The sequence below is a fragment of the Allocoprococcus similis genome (genome assembly GCF_054660775.1).
Window position 1 is genome coordinate 1 of the sequence record NZ_BAAHSG010000052.1, and the last position, 21456, is coordinate 21456.

Here is a 21456-nt window from a genome sequence, read left to right on the forward strand (position 1 = left end):
TCACTTCATAACAGGAGAGGAAAAGATGTTTGAATTATTTGAAAATCTGACCAATTGGCTCTGGGGACTGCCGCTGCTGATCACGATTCTCGCTACAGGCGTATATCTGACAGTACGTTCCGGTTTCTTCCAGTTCCGCCATTTTGGTTACATTGTGAAAAATATGTTCAGTAAAGAACGCCGTCAGGAAGGCGGAGACGACGGAAAGAGCCTGACACCGTTCCAGGCTATTTCTATTGCGATCGGCGGTACTGTTGGAGTATCCAACATGTCCGGTGTTGCAACAGCCATTGCAACAGGAGGACCTGGTGCATTATTCTGGCTCTGGATCGCGGCGCTTCTTGCTATGGTCATCAAGATGGCAGAGGTAACACTTGCTGTGTACTACAGAGAAAAACAGCCAAACGGTGAGTACCAGGGAGGCCCGACCTACTACATGCAGAAGGGTCTTGGCGGAGAGAAAAAGCTTCCCTTCTGGAAACTTTTTGCAGTACTGTTCGGCGGCTGTATTTTTATGACATGGTTCATCACCTTACAGAATTATACAGTATCAGAGGCTGTCGGTAGTACCTTCCACCTGCCGTACATCGTGCCGTCACTTCTGTATGTGGCAGCGATCTACCTGATCATCATTGGCGGTGTAAAGAAAGTCGGTGTGATCTCTTCCTATATGACACCGATCATGTGCATGCTTTACATTGTAGGATCTCTTGCAATACTGGTAGTGAATTTTGACAAGCTGCCGGAAACCTTTGGACTGATCTTCAAGGGTGCATTTACAACACAGGCAGCAGTCGGCGGATTTATGGGAGCCGGTGTTGCAACAGCTATGCGTCTTGGATTTGCCCGTTCTGTATACAGCAACGAGGCAGGCTGGGGAACCTCACCTATGATCCATGCTTCCGCAAAAACAGACCATCCTGTAAAACAGGGACTGATGGGAGCATTTGAGGTATTTGCAGACACCATCGTAGTCTGCTCCATGACAGGTCTTGTTGTTATCACCACAGGCTACTGGAATTCAGGACTTCAGGGATCAGAGCTGACACTGACAGCATTTGAGTCTGGAATGGGCTCTGTTGCGAGAGCACTGATCGCGATCAGTATTTTTCTTTTCGGACTGACAACATCAACCGGATGGTTCACCTATTACAGCGTGATCCTGAAGCACTGGCTGAAAAACAATCAGAAGGTTCTGAAGATCGCAGAGAAGGTTTTTATCCTTGGAACGCCATTATGGGGTCTTCTGGTCACAGTGCTTACTCTTTACGGAAACGGAACACCGGCACAGCTGTGGGTAATTGCAGACTTTACAACCGTATTCCCTACATTTGTAAATGTTGCCACATTATTTATCTTAAGTGGTACCTTCTTTAAACTGCTGAAGGATTATAAGGCGCGTTACATGGGAATCGGAAAAGTAGACAAGGATATGGCACTTTTCTACGAGGATAAAAAAGAAAAAGAGGAAAAATAAACAGTGGATACGATTTTTTTTAACGGATGTATAAGAACACTGGATAACAGTGAAAAAGTGGCAGAGGCTGTGGGAATCGAAAATGGCCGGATCGTTTTTGTGGGAACTGATAAAGAAGCGGAAGCTTTTTCCTGCAAAAAACGGATTGACCTTAAGGGAAGGCTGATGCTGCCCGGTTTTGTGGATACACATATGCATATGTTGCATTATGCATTTGTGGAAAGATCTGTGAAACTGTTTGACTGCACAAGTGTTGAGGAAATGCTTGCTGCAGCAAAAAAAAGACTGGAGGAGAGTAAAGGTCAGAAGCTGACCTGGCTCTACTGCAGAGGCTGGAATGAGGAGCATTTTGATAAGCCGCGCTATCCGCATAAGGATGAGCTGGATGCACTCTCAACGGAAATCCCCATCATTATGGTGCGTGTCTGCGGGCATGTGGCTGTGTGCAACAGCTGTGGTCTGGAGCTTCTGAAAAAAATCCCGGAGTTTCCGGAGATTGAGAAGGAGGTTGATCTGGATACCGGACTTCTGAAGGAGAATGCAGTACAGTTTTATTCTTCCGTATTGGAAGCACCATCCCAGGAAGAAGTGGAAGGCTACATCAGATACAGTGCGAAGAAGCTGAATGAATGTGGATTTACAGGTGTACAGTCCGATGATCTTGCCTCCCTTCCGGGAAAAAACTGGCGTCGGATCATGGCCTCCTACAAGGCACTGGATGCCAGAGGAGAGCTGAGTATCCGCCATTATGAGCAGTGCCTTTTTGAGCGGGCGGAGGATGCGAAGGCTTTTATCGAGGAAGGATATCGTACCGGGCAGAGGGGAGATCACTTTACTGTTGGACCGATGAAGCTGATCCAGGATGGTTCCCTTGGTGCAAGAACAGCGGCCATGAATGAGCCTTACGAGGATTCGCCGGAAAATACCGGGATCATCACATTCAGTCAGGATGAGCTTGACGATCTGTTTGCTTTTTTTGACCGGCATCAGATGCAGGCGGCGGTACACTGTATAGGCGATCGTGCCATGGATATGGTCATTGAGGCAGCTGCGAAATCTCCTTACCGGAAGGATAACAAAAAGGGCAGACATGGTATCGTGCATTGCCAGATCACCAATCCGCGTATTTTGCAGGGGATGAAAGACCAGGATCTGCTGGCATATATCCAGCCGGTATTTATCGATCTGGATATGAACACAGTGGAACCTGCCATCGGCGCACAACGTATGGATAAGGTGTATGCATGGAAGAGTATGCTGGATATGGGAATCCATACGTCCGGCGGCTCGGATGCTCCTGTGGTAAGCTTTGATGCAATGGAGAATATTTATTTTGCAGTTACCCGCAAAAATATCAGCGGTCAGCCACAGGAAGGCTGGATCCCATCCGAAAAAATATCCGTAGACGAAGCGGTGAAGCTTTTTACAAAAAACGCAGCTTACGCTTCCTATACAGAAGACGAAAACGGAACCATCGAAGTGGGAAAAAATGCGGACTTCGTAGTTCTCGAGAAGAATATCTATGAGATCGACCCGGATGAGATTAAGGCCACGAAAGTGGATATGACAGTTCTTGGCGGTGAGATCGTTTATGAGAGAGAAGTAGAAGAATAGCGGCAGTATAAAAAGAAAAAAGTGAGAGGCAGAGTCTGAGTGGAGCAGGCTCTGCTTTTTTTGATTTCAGTAAAAATATAGAACAAGATGTATACCATAACGGTGAACAAAATTCGTCGAAGAAAGCAGTAACATTGTTACATGGAAAATATTGATTGAGAAACGAGGGTAAACTGGTTATAATAAAATCAAGAAATTTATAGTATTATCAGCAGAAAATGAGGTGATGATGTATGCCAAAGATTATGCAGGATTTAATTAAACAGTATGTGGAAGCGGTCAAGAAGATTTATGGTTCCCATGTACGTCAGATAATCCTTTATGGTTCTTATGCAAGGGGGGACTTCCGCCCGGATTCTGATGTAGACATTATGATCCTGGTGGATATATCAGATCTGGAATTAAAGGCATATGCACAACAGCTCTCGTACATGACCTATGACTTTAATATGGATCATGACACGGACATAAAGCCTATTGCAAAAAGTGAAGCACATTTTAACAAGTGGATTGTGAACTATCCATTTTATTCCAATATCCATAAAGAAGGGGTAGTTTTGTATGGAGCAGCATAATCAGGAATCGGTACTAGGCGGGATCTGGTGTTATATCGTCGGGAAACAGCCCGAAATGATCTGAAATCAGCAAGAGCATTATTTTTTATTGAAGATTATAAAGGAGCTAATAACAGAGCGTACTATTCCATCTTTCATGCAATTAATGCAGTACATGCTGTCAGCGGTAAAGCATATAAAAGACATAAAGATGCTGTGGCAAACTTCAATAAGGATTATGTGAAGACGTCTGTGTTTCCAAGGGAAATGGGAAGGAAAATCGGTCAGGCAGAAGAGATTCGCCATGCCAGCGATTATGATGATTTTTATATTGCAAGTAAAGAAGAATCAGAACGGCAGATTTCAGTTGCAGATGAATTTATAATTCTGGCAGAAAAATATTGTCTGGAACAGCTTGAAGAACAAAAGGAATACTGAAATGAACGAGGATGAAAAGATAACGGCATTCAGAGAACTGGTGAAATCAATTAAAGAAAATTCAAAATATCTATCAGAAGACTTCAATCCAGATACAGAGCTGGAAAAGGGAAAAAAGAAAAATATTCAGAAATAGTTTTTTGAATAAATAATATAGAAAACGTATAAAGTACAGAACAAACATTCGCCTGTTCTGTACTTTTTTTACTCTGAATGATATACTGTAAAAATTTGTAATATGTGTATGTTTAGAATATGTAATTATAGTGGGGGTTGTAATTAGTGTATATGCTAATTTGTATGTGGCATATCATAATAACGTATATTTTGCGTTTCAAATGAATTTACTTGAAATGCAAGGTGAAAATGTCTCTTTACATAGAAAGAAAATAGAGAAAAAAATTGATGGAAAAACGTGGAGTGTAAATGGGAATTATGATGAATAAGATAAAGAAAAATTGTGTCCGTTAGACATTATGATACAAAATGAAAACGGAAAAATAGGCATTATAGAACCAGATTTAAATATTGCTTTAAATGAAGATAATATGGGTAGTGCCAATAATGAAAAATATATTTATTTTAGTTTTGTGTCTTTCTTTTCGTCGGGATATGGAGATATTTATCCTATTTTATCTATTACGAGAAACTGGGCAGTGCAAGAAATGATAATATCACATATGATTATGGTGGTGTTGATTCCGATATTGCTTACAAGTGTGCAAGAATTCATACAAAAACAAGAACCAGAAGTAAAATGAAAAATAAAAAATTGAAACCATGTCACAACATGCCGTAATTTTTTTACGGCATGTTGTTGCGAACAGAGTGAAAATTGGTTATACTGTAAGCATAGAATTATACGTTAATAATTTTTTGAGAGGATGGTATAAGATATGCTTAAAAAATTCATGTTAAAGAATTACAAAAATTTTAAAGATGAAATTACGATAGATTTTGAAAATATTGCAGGCTATCAGTTTAATACAGATTGTCTTTCAGATGGTATCATCGGCAAAATGTTGATTTATGGATGTAATGCGACTGGTAAGACGAACCTTGGAAGAGCAATTCTTGATATTGGTTCAACAATGTTTGGCGGAACAAGATATGCGAGTAATGGAATTTTACTCAACGCGGATTCCAAAGAAGATGCAGCAATGTTTCAATATGAATTCATATTTGAAGATACAGAATTAAGTTACAAATATTCGAGATTATCAAATCAGGAATTACGTGAAGAAGAATTATCCGTAAATGGAAAAAGCATTTTTAAATGTAATTTTGGTTTGCAAGAATACAATTTTGATAATTTAGATTATATTGATGCAGAAACTGCCAATATAGAGCGCTATTTACAATCTCTGGAAGTTGGAGAAGATGATGAAATCAGTGAACCAAAACTTCCATTTTTGAGATGGCTGATTAGTAATGTGGCTTTGAAAAATGATTCAGCTCTTATCCGGTTATCGAATTATGTTAGAAGAATGATGATGATTACAGTAGGAAATGGGATGCAGTATCGCTTTGGAAGACTGAATCAAGGTTTTTATGAGAGTCTGGAAAATCCGGAACATCTGAAGGATTTTGAAGATTTTTTAAATGCAATGGGTATTGAATGTAAATTGGTATTAAAAAAATTACCAGACGGACAAAGAGAACTGTATTTTTCACATGAACAATTAGTTCCATTTTATGAAAATGCATCAAGTGGTACATTGGCATTAGCAGAGTTATATCGGAGACTGGTTCCGAAAGTATGGGATGCGTCTTTGATCTATTTAGATGAATTTGATGCGTTTTACCATTATGAAATGGCAGAAAATGTGATTCGTTTCTTTAAACAGAAGTATCCAAAATGCCAAATGATTATGACATCGCATAATACGAACTTGATGACAAATAGAATTATGAGACCGGATTGCCTGTTTATTTTATCAAGAAAGGGAACATTAACAGCTCTTTGTAATGCGACTCAACGGGAGCTGAGAGAAGGTCACAATCTTGAAAAGATGTATATCAGTGGGGAGTTTGAAAAATATGAATAATTACGCAGTAGAGACAAGGCGGCGTAGCCGGAGCTTACTGGTTGTAGAAGGAAAACATGAAAAGGATGAATTATTTTGGCTTATTTTTAAATGTTTTCCAGAAATGAACATTGATATAAATGATGTATGGATTTACGGTACGAACATTTATAAGTTATATGAGGATATTGTAAAAGAATACGGAAATGATTGGGCAAAAGATGAAATGGATGTTGATTTACCGTTTGTAATCAGTAAAAAGGAACATCCGGAGACAATCTATTATAGAAATGATTTTACCAATATTATTCTTGTATTTGATTATGAACGGCATGATCCGGCATTTTCTGAAGAAAAGATTTTAGAAATGCAGCATTGCTTTGCGGATTCGACTGATATGGGGAAATTGTATCTGAATTATCCAATGATTGAATCATATTTGCATTTAAAATCTATACCAGATGAAGAGTATATAAATCGAAAAATTTTGGTATCATTGCAGCCGGGAGACAAGTATAAAATCCTAGTAAGGGCAGAAAGTGTTATTGAAAAGGCGGTTGAGTTGCCACATAGAATTGATGATTTACTTGCAGGAGATAGATATCGGGTAAGTGATGTTGAAAAAAGAAATGGATGTTGTGATGCAATATTGAAGCTTTCTGCGAATGAGTTAGAAAAAGAATTGGAAGAAATATTGTGTATTGTAGGAGATGAGAAGAAGAAAAAGACATTAAAATATCAATTAAAAGATTGGATTACAAAAATCGGATATACATGTGAGAATCGGACATATTGGGAGTATATGAGAAAAGTTTTACAAGAGATTGTATGTCATAATATTCGCAAGGCAGCTAGAATTCAAAAGGAAGATGCAAATGAAAATGAGCTTAGAAAGCAATTTGAACAGATAAATTTATCTGAGATACTGAATGTTCAAAATGAAGTCAGCAGAAATTTTGAAAAAGGATTTATATGGGTATTGAGTACATGTGTATTATTGATTCCGGATTATAATTTTAAATTAATTAAATAAGAAACGGATTAAATTCATAGGCAGATCACATGTAATATTGGTTGGATTATTGAAGAAATTTGGAAGAATAATGGAATTTAGAAAATAAAAAAGTACAGAACAAACATTCGGTTTTGTTCTGTACTTTTTTTATATTGAATGATATACTAGACAAGTAACAATACTAGAAATAATATTACTACATTCCAAAATAAATTAGATTCAATCAGGAGAAATCATATGGATCATTTTGAATTAGTATCAGAATATAAACCAACCGGAGACCAGCCGCAGGCAATTAAAGAGCTGGTCGAAGGTTTCAAAGAAGGAAACCAGTGTCAGACGTTGCTTGGCGTTACTGGATCTGGTAAGACATTTACCATGGCGAATGTTATTCAACAGATGAACAAACCGACATTAATTATTGCACACAATAAAACACTGGCAGCGCAGCTGTATGGGGAATTCAAAGAGTTCTTTCCGAATAACGCAGTGGAATATTTTGTCTCCTACTACGACTACTACCAGCCGGAAGCTTATGTTCCGTCATCCGACACTTACATTGCCAAGGACTCTGCCATCAACGATGAGATCGACAAGCTCCGCCACTCTGCGACAGCAGCGCTTTCTGAGCGGAATGATGTCATCATTGTGGCAAGTGTGTCCTGCATTTACGGACTGGGTTCGCCGATTGATTACAAGGAGATGGTGATTTCACTTAGACCGGGCATGATCAAAGACAGGGATGAAGTCCTGAAGAAGTTGGTTGAGATCCAGTATGACCGCAATGATATGGATTTCAAGCGTGGAACGTTCCGGGTACGAGGAGATGTGGTTGAGATTTTCCCGGCGTATTCGGAAAAAATTGCATACAGAGTTGAATTTTTCGGTGATGAGATAGACAGAATAACAGAGATTGATACATTGACCGGTGAAGTGTTGAATGTGATCGGGCATGTGGCAATTTTCCCGGCATCTCATTATGTAGTGTCCAAGGAGAATATGGAGCGTGCCATCGGGGAGATTGAAGAAGAACTGGAGCAGCAGATTCGTTATTTTAAAGGGGAAGATAAGCTTCTGGAAGCACAGCGTATTTCTGAGAGAACGAATTTTGATATAGAAATGATGCGAGAGACAGGATTTTGTTCCGGAATTGAAAACTATTCGAGGCATCTGACCGGGCAGAAAGCAGGGGAGCCGCCATGTACATTGATTGACTATTTTCCGGATGATTTTCTGATCATGATCGACGAGTCGCATAAGACGATTCCACAGATTGGAGCCATGTATCACGGCGATCAGTCGAGAAAGACAACACTGGTGGATTATGGATTCCGTCTGCCGTCGGCAAAGGATAACAGACCGCTCAGCTTTGGGGAATTTGAAAGTAAGATTGACCAGGTACTGTTTGTATCGGCGACACCGGGAGAGTATGAGGAGTCTCATGAACTGCTGCGGGCAGAGCAGGTAATCCGACCGACAGGTCTTCTGGATCCGGAAGTAGAAGTGCGTCCGATCGAAGGACAGATTGATGATCTGATCAGTGAGGTAAATAAAGAAACAGCGAAGAAGAATAAGGTACTGATCACAACGCTGACAAAGCGTATGGCGGAAGATCTGACCGATTATATGCGGGAGCTTGGCATTCGTGTGAAATATTTACATTCGGATATTGATACTCTGGAAAGGACAGAGATCATCCGGGATATGCGTTTGGATGTATTTGATGTACTGGTTGGAATTAACCTGCTTCGAGAAGGTCTGGATATTCCGGAGATCACACTGGTAGCGATTCTGGATGCGGACAAAGAAGGTTTTCTGCGTTCGGAAACTTCACTGATCCAGACCATTGGCCGTGCGGCGAGAAATGCAGAGGGGCATGTTATCATGTATGCGGATAACATGACGGATTCGATGCGGATGGCGATTGATGAGACGATGCGCCGTCGTGAGATTCAGATGAAATACAATGAAGAACATGGAATCACGCCACAGACGATCAAGAAGTCGGTGCGTGATCTGATCAGTATTTCAAAGAAGGTTGCAGCAGAAGAGATGAAGCTGGAAAAAGATCCGGAATCCATGAGTGCGGCAGAGCTGGAGAAGTTGATCAAGAAGCTGGAAAAGCAGATGAAGAAAGCGGCAGCAGAGCTGAATTTCGAGGCGGCAGCAGAGCTGCGTGATAAGCTGATCGAGCTGAAAAAGCATTTGAATGAGATGGAGTAAAGCGAAGAGATAGAAGAGGAAGAACAGATGGCTGAAGAAAAGAAAGAACTGATAAAGATCAGAGGTGCGAACGAGCACAATCTGAAGAATCTTGATGTAGATATTCCGAGAAACAAACTGGTAGTACTGACCGGTCTCAGTGGTTCCGGCAAATCATCCCTTGCATTTGATACAATTTATGCAGAGGGACAAAGACGATATATGGAATCTCTGTCTTCTTACGCAAGGCAGTTCCTTGGGCAGATGGAGAAGCCGAATGTAGAAAGTATTGAAGGGCTTTCACCGGCGATTTCCATCGACCAGAAGTCTACGAACCGCAATCCGAGATCCACAGTCGGAACCGTGACGGAGATTTACGATTATTTTCGACTGCTGTATGCAAGAATCGGGATTCCGCATTGTCCGAAGTGTGGAAGAGAGATCAAGAAGCAGACGGCAGATGAGATGACCGATCAGATCATGGCACTTCCGGAAGGAACAAAGATCCAGCTGATGGCACCGGTTGTGCGGGGGAGAAAAGGAACCCATGTCAAGCTTCTGGACGGAGCAAAGAAAAGCGGTTATGTCCGTGTAAGGATTGACGGAAATATGTATGAGCTTTCCGAAGAAATCTCATTGGACAAGAATATAAAACATAATATTGAGATTGTTGTAGACCGTCTGGTTGTCAGACCGGGGATTGAAAAAAGACTTGCAGATTCCATAGAAAGTGTATTAAGTCTTGCGGAGGGGCTTCTGGTTGTGGATGTGATCGGAGGGGAACCGCTGAATTTCAGCCAGAATTTTGCCTGCCCGGACTGCGGAATCAGTATTGATGAGATCGAGCCGAGAAGCTTTTCGTTTAACAATCCATTTGGTGCCTGCCCGGTATGTTTCGGACTCGGATATAAAATGGAGTTTGATGAAGATCTGATGATTCCGGACAAATCACTCAGCATCAATGAAGGAGCAATCGTGGTGACAGGATGGCAGTCCTGTACCGATAAGAGCAGTTTTACTCACGCGATTCTGGAAGCACTCTGCAAGGAATATCATTTTGACCTGGATACGCCGTTTGAACAGTATCCGAAAGAAATCCAGGATGTTTTACTTCGTGGGACTAATGGAAAAGAAGTCAAGGTCTATTATAAAGGACAACGCGGGGAAGGGATCTATGACGTTGCATTTGACGGACTGATCCGGAATGTGGAGCGAAGATACCGTGAAACGGGATCGGAGACTATGAAAGCAGAATATGAGAGTTTTATGCAGATCACACCTTGCCGAGAATGTGGCGGACAGCGACTGAAAAAGGGCGCACTTGCGGTAACGGTCGGAGATAAAAATATTTCAGAAGTAACAGCAATGTCGATTGAACGGCTTCAGCGGTTTATCAGCAGTCTGGAACTGTCAAAGACGCAGCAGATGATCGGCGGACAGATATTAAAAGAGATCAAAGCGCGCCTGCAGTTTCTTTTGGATGTGGGTCTGGAATATCTGACACTTGCCCGTGCAACAGGAACTCTTTCCGGTGGAGAAGCACAGAGAATCCGGCTTGCGACGCAGATCGGTTCCGGTCTTGTGGGTGTGGCTTATATTCTGGATGAGCCAAGTATCGGTCTGCACCAGAGAGATAATGACAAACTTCTCGCAACACTCAAGCATCTCCGTGATCTTGGAAATACACTGATCGTGGTTGAGCATGATGAAGATACCATGTTTGCGGCAGACCAGGTAATCGATATCGGACCGGGAGCCGGAGAACACGGTGGAGAACTGGTTGCCCAGGGAACGGCACAGGAGATCATGAAAGTAGAACGGTCGATCACAGGTGCATATTTAAGCGGAAAGATCAAGATCCCGGTTCCGGAAACCCGCGCAGTTCCGACCGGCTGGATCAAAGTTGTAGGTGCAGCAGAGAACAACCTGAAAAATATTGACGTGAAGTTCCCACTTGGCGTGATGACCTGTGTAACCGGCGTATCAGGTTCCGGTAAGAGTTCGCTGGTGAATGAAATCCTTTACAAGAGTATGGCGAAAAAGCTAAACCGTGCCCGTGTGATTCCTGGAAAGCATAAGCGGATTGAAGGACTGGAAATGCTGGACAAAGTGATCGACATTGACCAGTCTCCAATCGGAAGGACGCCAAGATCCAATCCGGCGACATATACCGGAGTATTCGACCTGATCCGGGATCTGTTTGCGGCAACCGCGGATGCGAAGGCGAAAGGCTATAAAAAAGGAAGATTCAGCTTTAACGTCAAGGGCGGACGCTGTGAAGCGTGTAGCGGAGATGGAATCATCAAGATCGAGATGCATTTCCTTCCGGATGTATATGTGCCGTGTGAGGTATGCGGCGGGAAGCGCTACAACCGTGAGACACTGGAGGTAAAATATAAAGGAAAAAGCATTTATGATGTTCTGAATATGACGGTAGAAGAGGCGCTTCATTTCTTTGAAAATGTTCCGAGTATCCGCAGAAAAATGGAGACTCTTTACGATGTAGGACTTTCTTATATTCGTCTTGGCCAGCCGTCTACAACCCTTTCCGGCGGTGAAGCACAGCGGATCAAGCTTGCAACTGAACTGAGCCGGAGAAGCACTGGGAAGACAGTGTACATTCTGGACGAACCGACAACCGGACTTCATTTTGCAGATGTGCACAAGTTGACGGAAATCCTGCGCAGACTCGCGGCAGATGGCAATACGGTTATCGTGATCGAACATAATCTGGATGTGATCAAGACAGCAGATTATATTATCGATATCGGACCGGAAGGCGGTGACAAGGGGGGCACAGTTGTTGCGTGCGGTACACCGGAAGAAGTGGCAGAAAACCCGAATTCATATACAGGAAAATACATCAAAATGATGCTGGACAGAAAATGATACAGAAATCTTAAAAAATCCTGAACTTGAAAAAAAGACTTCCTATTTATTAAAGATTTGATTATAATAAGGTGAGTATGTGAAAGGGGAATCGTGATGTCAATAGATTTAGGAATTGATTTAGGAACAGCAAGTATCCTCGTTTATGTGAAAGGAAAGGGAGTTGTACTGAAAGAACCTTCAGTCGTTGCCTTTGACAGAGATACCAATATGATAAAAGCAATCGGTGAAGAAGCAAGGCTGATGCTTGGAAGGACACCGGGGAACATTGTTGCGGTAAGACCTCTCAGACAGGGCGTTATTTCCGATTACATTGTCACAGAAAAAATGATCAAATATTTTGTTCAGAAAGCACTGGGAAAGCGTACATTTAAGAAGCCGAATATCAGTATCTGTGTGCCAAGCGGTGTTACAGAGGTTGAAAAAAAGGCGGTAGAAGAGGCTGCTTTTGCAGCCGGTGCGCGGGAAGTACATTTGATTGAGGAACCGGTTGCGGCGGCAATCGGAGCCGGAATAGATATTTCAAAACCATGCGGCAACATGATCGTGGATATCGGTGGTGGTACATCCGACATTGCGGTGATTTCCCTTGGAGGAACTGTTGTGAATACATCATTAAAAGTTGCAGGTGATGATTTTGATGAAGCAATCGTTCGTTATGTCCGGAAAAAGCACAATCTGCTGATCGGAGACAGGACAGCAGAAGATATCAAGATCAAGATCGGAACGACATATCCTCTTGTAGAAGATGAATCAATGGAAGTAAGGGGACGAAACCTGGTAACAGGATTGCCAAAGACGGTCACGGTAACGGCTTCTGAGACCGAAGAAGCACTGCATGAGACTACAAGTCAGATCGTCGAAGCGGTCATTGGGGTTCTGGAGAGAACACCGCCGGAACTTTCCGCGGATATTCTGGATCGTGGAATTGTACTGACAGGTGGAGGTGCGCTGCTTCGCGGGCTGGAAGAACTGATCGAAGAAAGGACAGGCATCAATACGATGACAGCGGAAGACCCGATGAAGGTTGTTGCAATCGGTACCGGTCAGTATGTGGAGTTTATGAACGGAAAAAAAGATTTCTAGTGATAAGCACATGAGAAGGCTGTTTCTGTAGAGAGACAGCCTTTTTAAAAAGGAAAAAAGTATGGAAACAGTAAAAGGTTACGTAGAACACATTGTATTTCGCAATGAAGACAATGGATATACCGTATTTAATTTGAATAATGATGATGGCGATCTGACCTGTGTCGGAAACTTTAACTATTTATCAGAGGGAGAGCTGGTTGAGGTGAACGGAGAATATGTGGTTCACAGTGTATATGGAACACAGCTCCGAGTGCTGAATTATGAGATCAAAGCACCGGAAGATCTGCTTTCGATTGAACGCTATCTGGGATCAGGGGCGATCAAAGGGGTTGGTGCATCTCTTGCCGGCAGGATTGTGAAAAAATTCAGGGAAGACACCTTCCGGATCATCGAAGAAGAACCAGAAAGACTTGCGGAGGTGCGTGGGATCAGCGAACGTATGGCAAGAGAGATCGCTGTACAGGTAGAAGAGAAAAAAGATATGCGGAAGGCAATGATCTATCTTCAGAAATTTGGGATTTCGACGACACTTGCAGCAAAGATTTATCAGTTTTACGGTCCGAAGACCTATCAGGTATTGGAAGGAAATCCATACCAGCTTGCAGATCAGATTCAGGGGATCGGATTTAAGATCGCTGATGAAATCGCAACGAAGATCGGCATTCATTCAGACTCGGATTTCCGTATCCGGAGTGGTATTTTTTATACCTTACAGCAGAGTGTTGCCGAAGGGCATGTCTATCTGACAAAGGACGTGTTGCTTCGTCGGGCATCTGCACTTCTGGAAGTGGAGATTAAGGATATTGAGAAATACCTGATGGATCTGTCGATGGAAAAGAAGATCGTACTCAAAGAATCTGAAGAAGGTCTGCGGGTATACGTGTCCCACTTCTATTATCTGGAACTCAATACCGCGAAAATGCTGCATGATCTGAATCTGGAATATGAAGAAGCCAATGTAGTGATCGAAAAAAAGATCCATCAGATTGAAAAAGAAGCCGAAATGCAGCTTGACGAGAAGCAGGAAAATGCGGTTATGGCGGCTGTGCGGAATGGAATTATGATTCTCACAGGAGGTCCTGGAACCGGAAAAACGACGACGATCAATGCCATGATCGAATATTTTCACAGTGAGAATATGGAAATTATGCTGGCAGCACCAACCGGGCGTGCCGCAAAAAGAATGACAGAGGCAACCGGATGGGAAGCGCAGACGATCCACCGGCTTCTGGAGGTGAACGGTAATCCGGAGGAGGATGAGAACCCGAACCGGAACGGATTTGCAAGAAATGCAGATAATCCACTGGAAACCGACGTGATCATCATCGATGAAATGTCTATGGTAGACCTGCCTCTGATGAATGCACTTCTTACCGCAATTGTACCGGGGACAAGGCTGATCCTGGTAGGGGACTGTAACCAGCTTCCATCAGTAGGCCCGGGAAGTATTTTGAAGGATCTCATCGCATCGGAATGTTTTCCGGTTGTCATGCTGACCCGGATTTTCCGACAGGCACAGGAGAGTGATATTGTGGTAAATGCACATAAGATCAACCGGGGAGAACCGGTCCTTTTGGATAATAAGAGCCGGGATTTCTTCTTTTTGAAAAGACAGGATCCGAATGTGATCATTAGTGTTCTGCTGACACTGATCCAGAAGAAGCTTCCCAAATATGTCAATGCAAAACCATATGATATCCAGGTACTCACACCGATGCGGAAAGGACTGCTGGGAGTGGAAAGGCTGAACAGTATTTTGCAGGAGTATTTGAATCCACCGGAGCCGGGAAAAGCGGAAAAAGAATATGGCGATCACAAATTCCGCGTGGGCGACAAGGTGATGCAGATCAAGAATAACTATCAGCTTGAATGGGAGATCACAACCAAGTATGGACTGACGGTGGATAAAGGGATGGGGATTTTTAATGGCGATATGGGAATTGTTACCGAGATCAATACATATACTGAAACACTGGAAGTTGAATACGATGAAAAGAGAAAAGTAAAGTATCCGTTTGAATTGCTGGAAGAACTGGAGCTCGCCTATGCGATCACCATTCACAAGTCGCAGGGAAGCGAATATCCGGCGGTTGTCATCCCGCTTCTGAGCGGACCGAGACAGCTGTTTCACAGGAATCTTCTTTATACGGCGATCACAAGAGCCAGAAAATGTGTGACAATTGTTGGGAGTGACCAGACCTTCCAGGAGATGATCCGGAATACCAATGAACACAACCGGAATACCAGTCTGGCAGAACGGATCCGGGAATTCTGCGGATAGTTACACTAAAATGTAGAAAATCAAATCCGAAAAGCGAATGGAAAACTTAAAAAAGGTCAAAGAAACAATTCTGGAACTAATTTATCCCGCGAAATGTCCGTTTTGCGGAGAAATTGTAAGTGCAGGAAAGAAACATTCTACGGAACACAATGGAATCTGCAAGGCGTGCCGTGAAAAACTTCCTTATATTGGTGAAGTAAGATGCATGTGCTGTGGAAAGCCCTTGACAGATCCGGCAGAAGAATATTGCTATGACTGCACCAGACAGAAGCATTTTTTTGTCGATGGCAGAAGCCTCTGGGTGCATAAAGATGCAGTGGAAAATGCAGTTTATGCAATGAAATATCAGAACCGGAGGATTTATGGACAAACGTTCGGAAAAGAAATGGCAGAGCATTTTCTTTCTTATCTATGGGAAAGAAAGATCACCTTGATCGTGCCGGTTCCGCTGCATTCCCGGCGGAAAAGAAAGCGGGGATTTAATCAGGCAGAAATTGTAGCAAAGGTATTATCAGAAAATACCGGAATTGCCATGGATGCAGGTGCTGTTAAGAGGATTAAGGCGACCAGTCCTCAGAAAGAGCTGGGCGATAAAGGGAGAAAACGAAATATCAGGGGAGCATTTGCTGTGCAGAAAAATGTAAAAGGAGAAAATATCGTTCTGATCGACGACATTTATACGACAGGAAGTACCTTAGATGAGGCGGCGAGAGTGCTGAAAAAGGCAGGAGCCGAAAATGTATACTTTTTGACGGTAAGTATTGGACAAGGAATCTGATATTTGTTATACTGAAAGTAATGCATATACGAATAAAACGTATGAGGTGACAAAATGTTAAATGAAAGCAAAGTTAAGCTGATGACAAGGATGGCGATGTACGAAAGCAAACAGGGAGAGGAAGATTTTAAGATCAGTTCCTATTATAAAAAAGATTACCGGAGCTTTCACACCATTGCTACGATCATATGGGTCACGGTCGGCTACGCTGTTGCAGTGGGAATCGGAGTGATTGCTTTTCTGGATGAACTGATGGAAAATCTGAATATGCAGTTTCTTGTGATGCTTGCGGCAGCTGTAATAATTGGATATCTGGTACTTGTTATTTTTTATGGAATCGTTGCTTCCCATTTTTACGGAACCAAACATGAAAAAGCAAGAAAGCGTGTGAAACAATTCAATCACGATCTTACAAGACTGAACAGAATGTATGAAAGGGAGAAACGATAATGAATGATCTGATAGTATGGAGAGACAAATTACAGGAATTATACGCGACGAAATCAATCTATATTGATAAAGCTGTGCAGTTTATTCTGGCACTGGTCACATTTCTTATGATCAACCAGAATATCGGACTGATGAAAGCAGTGGCAACACCGGTTGTAGCGGTGGCGCTGGCAGTGATCTGCACCTTTCTTCCACCGGTTGTAACGGCGTATGTGGCGGCAGGACTTGTAATCGTGCATCTGTTCAAACTGTCTATGGGAGTGGCAGCAGCGGCGGCACTGATCTTTGTGGTAATGTTTATCTTTTACTGCAGATTTACTCCCAAAAAGGCACTTCTTCTGCTGGTCACACCAGTAGCATTTATGCTTCATATTCCGTATGTAGTGCCGGTTGCCTGTGCGCTTGTACTTGGACCGATTTCAGCAGTACCGGTTGTATTTGGAACGATCATTTACTATATGATCGAATGCGTGAGAACTTCGGCAACAGCGATTACCAGTGCGGATGGAATTACCAGGCAGATTTCGCTTTTTGTGAAGGCGGTATTCCAGGATAAGACTCTATGGATCACTGCGATCGCATTTATTATCTCCATTTTTGTGGTATATACAGTGCGCCGGCTTTCGGTAGATCATGCGTGGAAGATCGCGGCAGCATCCGGTGCGGTTGTGAATATTGTTGTAATTGTGATCGGAGATATTGCATTTGATATACATACCTCTTACAACATGCTGATCATTGGAAATATTGCAGCAGTCGTGATAGGCTTTATCATGGAATTTTTCCTGTTCTCAGTGGATTATTCCAGAACAGAACGCCTTCAGTTTGAGGATGATGAATATTACTATTATGTAAAAGCCATCCCTAAGATTTCGGTGACAGCTCCGGAGAAGACGGTCAAACATATCAATGAGCGGAAAGAGACTGGTGAGATTGCGGGAGCAGAGCCGGAGAGAAGACCGAGGTCGAAGAACGGGCAGACGGAAAAACCGGCAGTATGCAAAACAAAAACGGCTTCTAAGGTAAGACGGCCAAAGAGTCCGGCAGTTCAGCGGCCGACGAGAGTCGGGGGCAATACAGATGAAATCCTTCTTGCACAGAGTCTGAAGGAAGAACTGGACATTCAGAGCATTGTGGAAAATGAACTGAATAGCGATAACAAATAGGGAAATATTATAAAAAACAGGGGTATAAATAACGGATAGAAAGGGGGTACACTGTTGAATACAGTATTAACACAGGTTTTAAAAAGATTTGTATCAGAATCGTGGTACTTCCCGCAGATCCGGGTAGTAGATGCTGTTGAGATACTGATTATTACATTTTTATTCTATCAGATTATTCTCTGGATAAAGAATACAAAAGCCTGGATGCTTTTGCGGGGGATTCTGGTTGTTGCATTGTTTATCCTGGTGGCTGCATTTTTTAAAATGTATACGATTTTGTGGATTGCACAGAATTCACTTCCGGTCATGGCAACCGCAGTTGTGATCATTTTCCAGCCTGAGCTCAGAAGAGCATTGGAAAAACTGGGGGAAAAACAGTTTGTTCCTAATATGGTAGCACTGGATAAAAGAGGAAAAGATAATGTACGTTTCAGTCAGAAAACGATCGATGGAATCGTAGAAGCATCCTTTGCGATGGGAGCCGTGAAGACAGGAGCTCTTATCGTCGTAGAGCAGGCAATCATGCTGACAGAATACGAGAGTACCGGAATCGCACTGGACTGTATTGTATCACCGCAGATACTGATCAATATTTTTGAACACAATACACCACTTCATGATGGCGCGATCATCGTCCGTGGAGACAGGATCGTATCAGCGACCTGCTATCTTCCACTGTCGGACAATATGGGAATCAGTAAGGAACTGGGGACCAGACATCGTGCAGCAGTCGGAATGAGTGAGGTGAGTGATGCTCTGATCATCACCGTATCAGAAGAGACCGGGTATGTATCTGTAGCGATGGGCGGACAGCTTGTGCGCAATGTCACACCGGAATATTTGAAAAAACGTCTGGAATCTATCAGTAAGAAGAGTGCGGAGATCGGACGTTTGAAAAAAATATGGAAAGGATGGAGATCGCATGAAAAAGGCGTTGACTAAAAACTGGGGCCTTAAGTTGCTGGCATTTGTATTCTCTGTCCTTTTATGGATAATTGTTATGAATATTGAAGATCCGGTGGACGAACGGATATTTTCCGGAATCCAGGTGACAGTGACACATCCGGAAATCGTAACCAATCCGGGCAATACATATCAGATTCTGGATGACAGCAGGATGGTATCCGTAACGGTAAAGGCAAAACGTTCTATTTTAAATAAAATTAAAACTGATGATATCAGGGCAACAGCGGATATGAAGAATCTGGATGTCAGAACCAGATCCCTGATCCCGATCGATATATCGATCCCTTCTTATGCAGGAAGGTTTGAGGCGACTGCCAACCCGATCAATCTGCGAGTAAGCATTGAACTTGGAAAATCAGAGACTTTCCCGATCACTGCAACCAGCTCGGGAACACCGAGAGACGGATATCAGGTGGGTGAGTTGAAAGCAAATCCGGAGAAGATCAAGATCAGCGGACCGGAATCAGTAATCGATTCGATCGATAAGGTGGTAGCACTTGTAGATGTTTCTGGACAGTCTAAAGATGAGGAAAAAGAAGCAGAGTTAATCCTTTATGATAACAATGGAAAGATCATAGATTCAACACAGATTGAAAATAATCTGGGAGATGAAGGACTGAAAGTTCAGATAACCATGCTTCAGACAAAGAGTATTCCGGTAGAATTTGATACTTCGATGATTGGCACTGCCAGCGGATATCATTTCAGTGGGATCACGATCCAGCCGGAAAGCATTCAGATCGTAGGCACAGAGGAGCAGCTGGAAACGGTGGATTCTATTGAAATTCCGGCAGAAGAGCTGGCAGAAGATGGTCTGGACCAGACAATAGAGAAGACAGTAGATATCGCCAATTATCTTCCGTACTGGGCAAAGACAGACCAGGACAGCGCAGGAGGCGTACCGATCGTTATAAAGATCCAGGTAGAGAAATTCGGAACTAAGACAGTCGAATTTCCATACAATTCCATTGCGCTGCTGAATGCACCAAAAGATTACAAGGTGTCATATGCAGAACAGGGCAATCTGGAAATTGTTGTGCGTGGTTCTAAAGAGGATCTGGATGATTTTACTCTTGAAAAAGGAAGCGTGTCAATCAATCTGAACGATTGCAAGACAGCGGGAACCTATAATGTTCCGATCCAGGTTACACTTCCTGACGGAATTGAACTTGAAGATACGATCAATGTACAGATCACATTGACAAAGAGCAGTGGAGGAGAAAATGATCAGTAAAAAGGTAACGATCAAAAATCCGACGGGATTGCATTTGAGACCGGCTGGACTTTTCTGCAAGAAGGCACTGGAATATGAAAGTAAGATCACTTTTCATTACCGGGATACGGAAGGAAACGCGAAAAGTGTTCTGAGCGTGCTTGGTGCATGCATTAAGTCCGGAGATACGATTGAGATCGTGTGTGAAGGAAAAGATGAAGAGAAGGCACTTGAAGCGATGGTAGAACTGGTGGAGAGTGGGATTGGAGAATAGTAAGAAAAGCGAATCAGGAGGTACAGAAAAGATGAGCAAAGCTACATTAGTTGTTATGGCAGCAGGAATTGGCAGCCGCTTTGGAGGCGGAATCAAGCAGCTGGAGCCGGTAGGACCAAATGGTGAAATTATCATGGACTATTCGATCTATGATGCAATGGAAGCCGGATTTGACAAAGTGGTATTTGTTATCCGAAAGGATCTGGAAAAGGACTTCCGTGAGATCATCGGCAACCGGATCGAAAAGAAGATTGAAGTTGCATATGCATTCCAGGAAGTTGATGATATTCCGGAAGCATTTAAAGAAAAATTTGCAGAAAGAACGAAACCATGGGGAACCGGTCAGGCAATTCTATGTTGTAAGGATGTGGTGAATGAACCATTCCTGGTAATCAATGCGGATGATTATTATGGAAAAGAAGCTTATGTGGAAGCATTCAAAGAACTGACAACACCGGAAAATCAGGCAGATAAAATGCAGATCAGCATGGTGGGATTCGTACTGAAGAACACATTAAGTGAAAATGGCGGAGTAACCCGTGGCGTGTGCAAGGTTGATGCGAATCAGATGCTTACGGAAATTGTGGAGACATCCAATATCATCAAGACACAGGCAGGTGCAGCAGTTGCAACAGATGGAAAAGAGACACCGATCGATGCAGACACACCGGTTTCCATGAATATGTGGGGACTTAAGCCGGAATTCTTTGAAATCCTTGAAAAAGGATTTGCAGAGTTTGTTGCTGCACAGGAAGAGGGCAATCTGAAGGGAGAATATTTGCTTCCGACGATTATCGGAGATCTTCTGAAAGAAGGAAAAGTAGAAGTAAAAGTGCTGAAATCACATGATAAGTGGTTTGGAGTGACTTATAAAGAGGATAAAGAACTGGTTGTCAATGAAGTGAAGGCGCTGGTGGAAAAGGGATTGTATCCGGAGAAGTAAATATTGTGAGATTAAGAAGGCAAGCAACATGGGATGAGACTATGGAGCTTGCCTTGATGATTTTGAAGGGAAATATGACA

19 protein-coding genes are annotated in these 21456 nt (G+C 42.8%); all 19 read left to right on the forward strand.

The genetic code is table 11. The features are described 5' to 3' along the window. The coding region (locus ACYQ5K_RS16220) for an alanine/glycine:cation symporter family protein (protein WP_459777996.1) at positions 1-1477 on the forward strand (1477 nt) is incomplete at its 5' end. A 3-nt stretch (positions 1478-1480) separates the two neighbouring features. Continuing rightward, positions 1481-3091 (forward strand): amidohydrolase, encoded by a 1611-nt coding sequence (locus tag ACYQ5K_RS16225; protein ID WP_066559186.1) that lies wholly within the window; start codon positions 1481-1483, stop codon positions 3089-3091. Positions 3092-3324: 233 nt separating this feature from the next. Next, a complete protein-coding gene (locus ACYQ5K_RS16230; protein ID WP_117557014.1) occupies positions 3325-3666 on the forward strand; it encodes a nucleotidyltransferase domain-containing protein in 342 nt (113 codons plus the stop codon). Between the two features lie 27 nt (positions 3667-3693). Next, positions 3694-4083, forward strand: coding sequence for a HEPN domain-containing protein (locus ACYQ5K_RS16235; protein ID WP_330585933.1), 390 nt, complete (start codon positions 3694-3696; stop codon positions 4081-4083). A 1-nt stretch (position 4084) separates the two neighbouring features. Then, entirely contained in the window at positions 4085-4219 is a 135-nt protein-coding gene (locus ACYQ5K_RS16240; protein ID WP_270223125.1) for a hypothetical protein, read from the forward strand. A 340-nt stretch (positions 4220-4559) separates the two neighbouring features. Beyond that, positions 4560-4844 (forward strand): ion channel, encoded by a 285-nt coding sequence (locus ACYQ5K_RS16245; RefSeq protein ID WP_243259154.1) that lies wholly within the window; start codon positions 4560-4562, stop codon positions 4842-4844. A gap of 135 nt (positions 4845-4979) precedes the next feature. Further along, a complete protein-coding gene (locus ACYQ5K_RS16250) occupies positions 4980-6131 on the forward strand; it encodes an AAA family ATPase (protein WP_459777999.1) in 1152 nt (383 codons plus the stop codon). Continuing rightward, complete coding sequence (locus ACYQ5K_RS16255) at positions 6124-7143, forward strand: hypothetical protein (RefSeq protein WP_173687630.1); 1020 nt, start codon at positions 6124-6126, stop codon at positions 7141-7143. The genes ACYQ5K_RS16250 and ACYQ5K_RS16255 overlap by 8 nt, the downstream gene beginning before the upstream one ends. A gap of 219 nt (positions 7144-7362) precedes the next feature. Next, a complete protein-coding gene (gene uvrB, locus ACYQ5K_RS16260) occupies positions 7363-9348 on the forward strand; it encodes an excinuclease ABC subunit UvrB (RefSeq protein ID WP_173687629.1) in 1986 nt (661 codons plus the stop codon). Between the two features lie 27 nt (positions 9349-9375). Beyond that, the gene (gene uvrA / locus ACYQ5K_RS16265) at positions 9376-12216 is read left to right on the forward strand and encodes an excinuclease ABC subunit UvrA (protein WP_459778001.1); all 2841 of its coding nucleotides are present in this window, start codon (positions 9376-9378) and stop codon (positions 12214-12216) included. Between the two features lie 96 nt (positions 12217-12312). Continuing rightward, positions 12313-13302, forward strand: a complete 990-nt coding sequence (gene mreB, locus ACYQ5K_RS16270; RefSeq protein ID WP_055157310.1) for a rod shape-determining protein — start codon at positions 12313-12315, stop codon at positions 13300-13302. A 61-nt stretch (positions 13303-13363) separates the two neighbouring features. Then, a complete protein-coding gene (gene recD2 / locus ACYQ5K_RS16275) occupies positions 13364-15586 on the forward strand; it encodes an SF1B family DNA helicase RecD2 (RefSeq protein ID WP_459778002.1) in 2223 nt (740 codons plus the stop codon). Between the two features lie 37 nt (positions 15587-15623). Continuing rightward, entirely contained in the window at positions 15624-16364 is a 741-nt protein-coding gene (locus ACYQ5K_RS16280) for a ComF family protein (protein ID WP_459778004.1), read from the forward strand. A gap of 54 nt (positions 16365-16418) precedes the next feature. Next, positions 16419-16814 carry a hypothetical protein gene (locus ACYQ5K_RS16285; protein WP_173687625.1) on the forward strand — a complete coding sequence of 132 codons (396 nt, stop codon included), beginning with the start codon at positions 16419-16421 and terminating at the stop codon, positions 16812-16814. After that, entirely contained in the window at positions 16814-17980 is a 1167-nt protein-coding gene (locus ACYQ5K_RS16290; RefSeq protein WP_459778005.1) for a hypothetical protein, read from the forward strand. The genes ACYQ5K_RS16285 and ACYQ5K_RS16290 overlap by 1 nt, the downstream gene beginning before the upstream one ends. Before the next feature lie 54 nt (positions 17981-18034). Then, positions 18035-18922, forward strand: coding sequence for a diadenylate cyclase CdaA (gene cdaA / locus ACYQ5K_RS16295; protein WP_195230714.1), 888 nt, complete (start codon positions 18035-18037; stop codon positions 18920-18922). Between the two features lie 58 nt (positions 18923-18980). Continuing rightward, positions 18981-20180, forward strand: a complete 1200-nt coding sequence (locus ACYQ5K_RS16300; protein WP_459778006.1) for a CdaR family protein — start codon at positions 18981-18983, stop codon at positions 20178-20180. Continuing rightward, positions 20170-20433 (forward strand): HPr family phosphocarrier protein, encoded by a 264-nt coding sequence (locus tag ACYQ5K_RS16305; RefSeq protein WP_459778007.1) that lies wholly within the window; start codon positions 20170-20172, stop codon positions 20431-20433. The genes ACYQ5K_RS16300 and ACYQ5K_RS16305 overlap by 11 nt, the downstream gene beginning before the upstream one ends. Before the next feature lie 31 nt (positions 20434-20464). Beyond that, positions 20465-21376 (forward strand): nucleotidyltransferase family protein, encoded by a 912-nt coding sequence (locus ACYQ5K_RS16310; RefSeq protein WP_459778009.1) that lies wholly within the window; start codon positions 20465-20467, stop codon positions 21374-21376. Positions 21377-21456 lie beyond the last annotated feature (80 nt).

Bases quoted from the DNA above. Each gene is read 5' to 3' on its own strand.
- recD2 (WP_459778002.1), top strand. From the start codon at position 13,364: ATGGAAACAGTAAAAGGTTACGTAGAACACATTGTATTTCGCAATGAA.
- ACYQ5K_RS16310 (WP_459778009.1), top strand. From the start codon at position 20,465: ATGAGCAAAGCTACATTAGTTGTTATGGCAGCAGGAATTGGCAGCCGC.
- ACYQ5K_RS16230 (WP_117557014.1), top strand. From the start codon at position 3,325: ATGCCAAAGATTATGCAGGATTTAATTAAACAGTATGTGGAAGCGGTC.
- ACYQ5K_RS16245 (WP_243259154.1), top strand. From the start codon at position 4,560: ATGATACAAAATGAAAACGGAAAAATAGGCATTATAGAACCAGATTTA.
- ACYQ5K_RS16255 (WP_173687630.1), top strand. From the start codon at position 6,124: ATGAATAATTACGCAGTAGAGACAAGGCGGCGTAGCCGGAGCTTACTG.
- uvrB (WP_173687629.1), top strand. From the start codon at position 7,363: ATGGATCATTTTGAATTAGTATCAGAATATAAACCAACCGGAGACCAG.
- ACYQ5K_RS16305 (WP_459778007.1), top strand. From the start codon at position 20,170: ATGATCAGTAAAAAGGTAACGATCAAAAATCCGACGGGATTGCATTTG.
- ACYQ5K_RS16240 (WP_270223125.1), top strand. From the start codon at position 4,085: ATGAACGAGGATGAAAAGATAACGGCATTCAGAGAACTGGTGAAATCA.
- ACYQ5K_RS16285 (WP_173687625.1), top strand. From the start codon at position 16,419: ATGTTAAATGAAAGCAAAGTTAAGCTGATGACAAGGATGGCGATGTAC.
- ACYQ5K_RS16300 (WP_459778006.1), top strand. From the start codon at position 18,981: ATGAATATTGAAGATCCGGTGGACGAACGGATATTTTCCGGAATCCAG.
- ACYQ5K_RS16290 (WP_459778005.1), top strand. From the start codon at position 16,814: ATGAATGATCTGATAGTATGGAGAGACAAATTACAGGAATTATACGCG.
- ACYQ5K_RS16280 (WP_459778004.1), top strand. From the start codon at position 15,624: ATGGAAAACTTAAAAAAGGTCAAAGAAACAATTCTGGAACTAATTTAT.
- ACYQ5K_RS16250 (WP_459777999.1), top strand. From the start codon at position 4,980: ATGCTTAAAAAATTCATGTTAAAGAATTACAAAAATTTTAAAGATGAA.
- uvrA (WP_459778001.1), top strand. From the start codon at position 9,376: ATGGCTGAAGAAAAGAAAGAACTGATAAAGATCAGAGGTGCGAACGAG.
- mreB (WP_055157310.1), top strand. From the start codon at position 12,313: ATGTCAATAGATTTAGGAATTGATTTAGGAACAGCAAGTATCCTCGTT.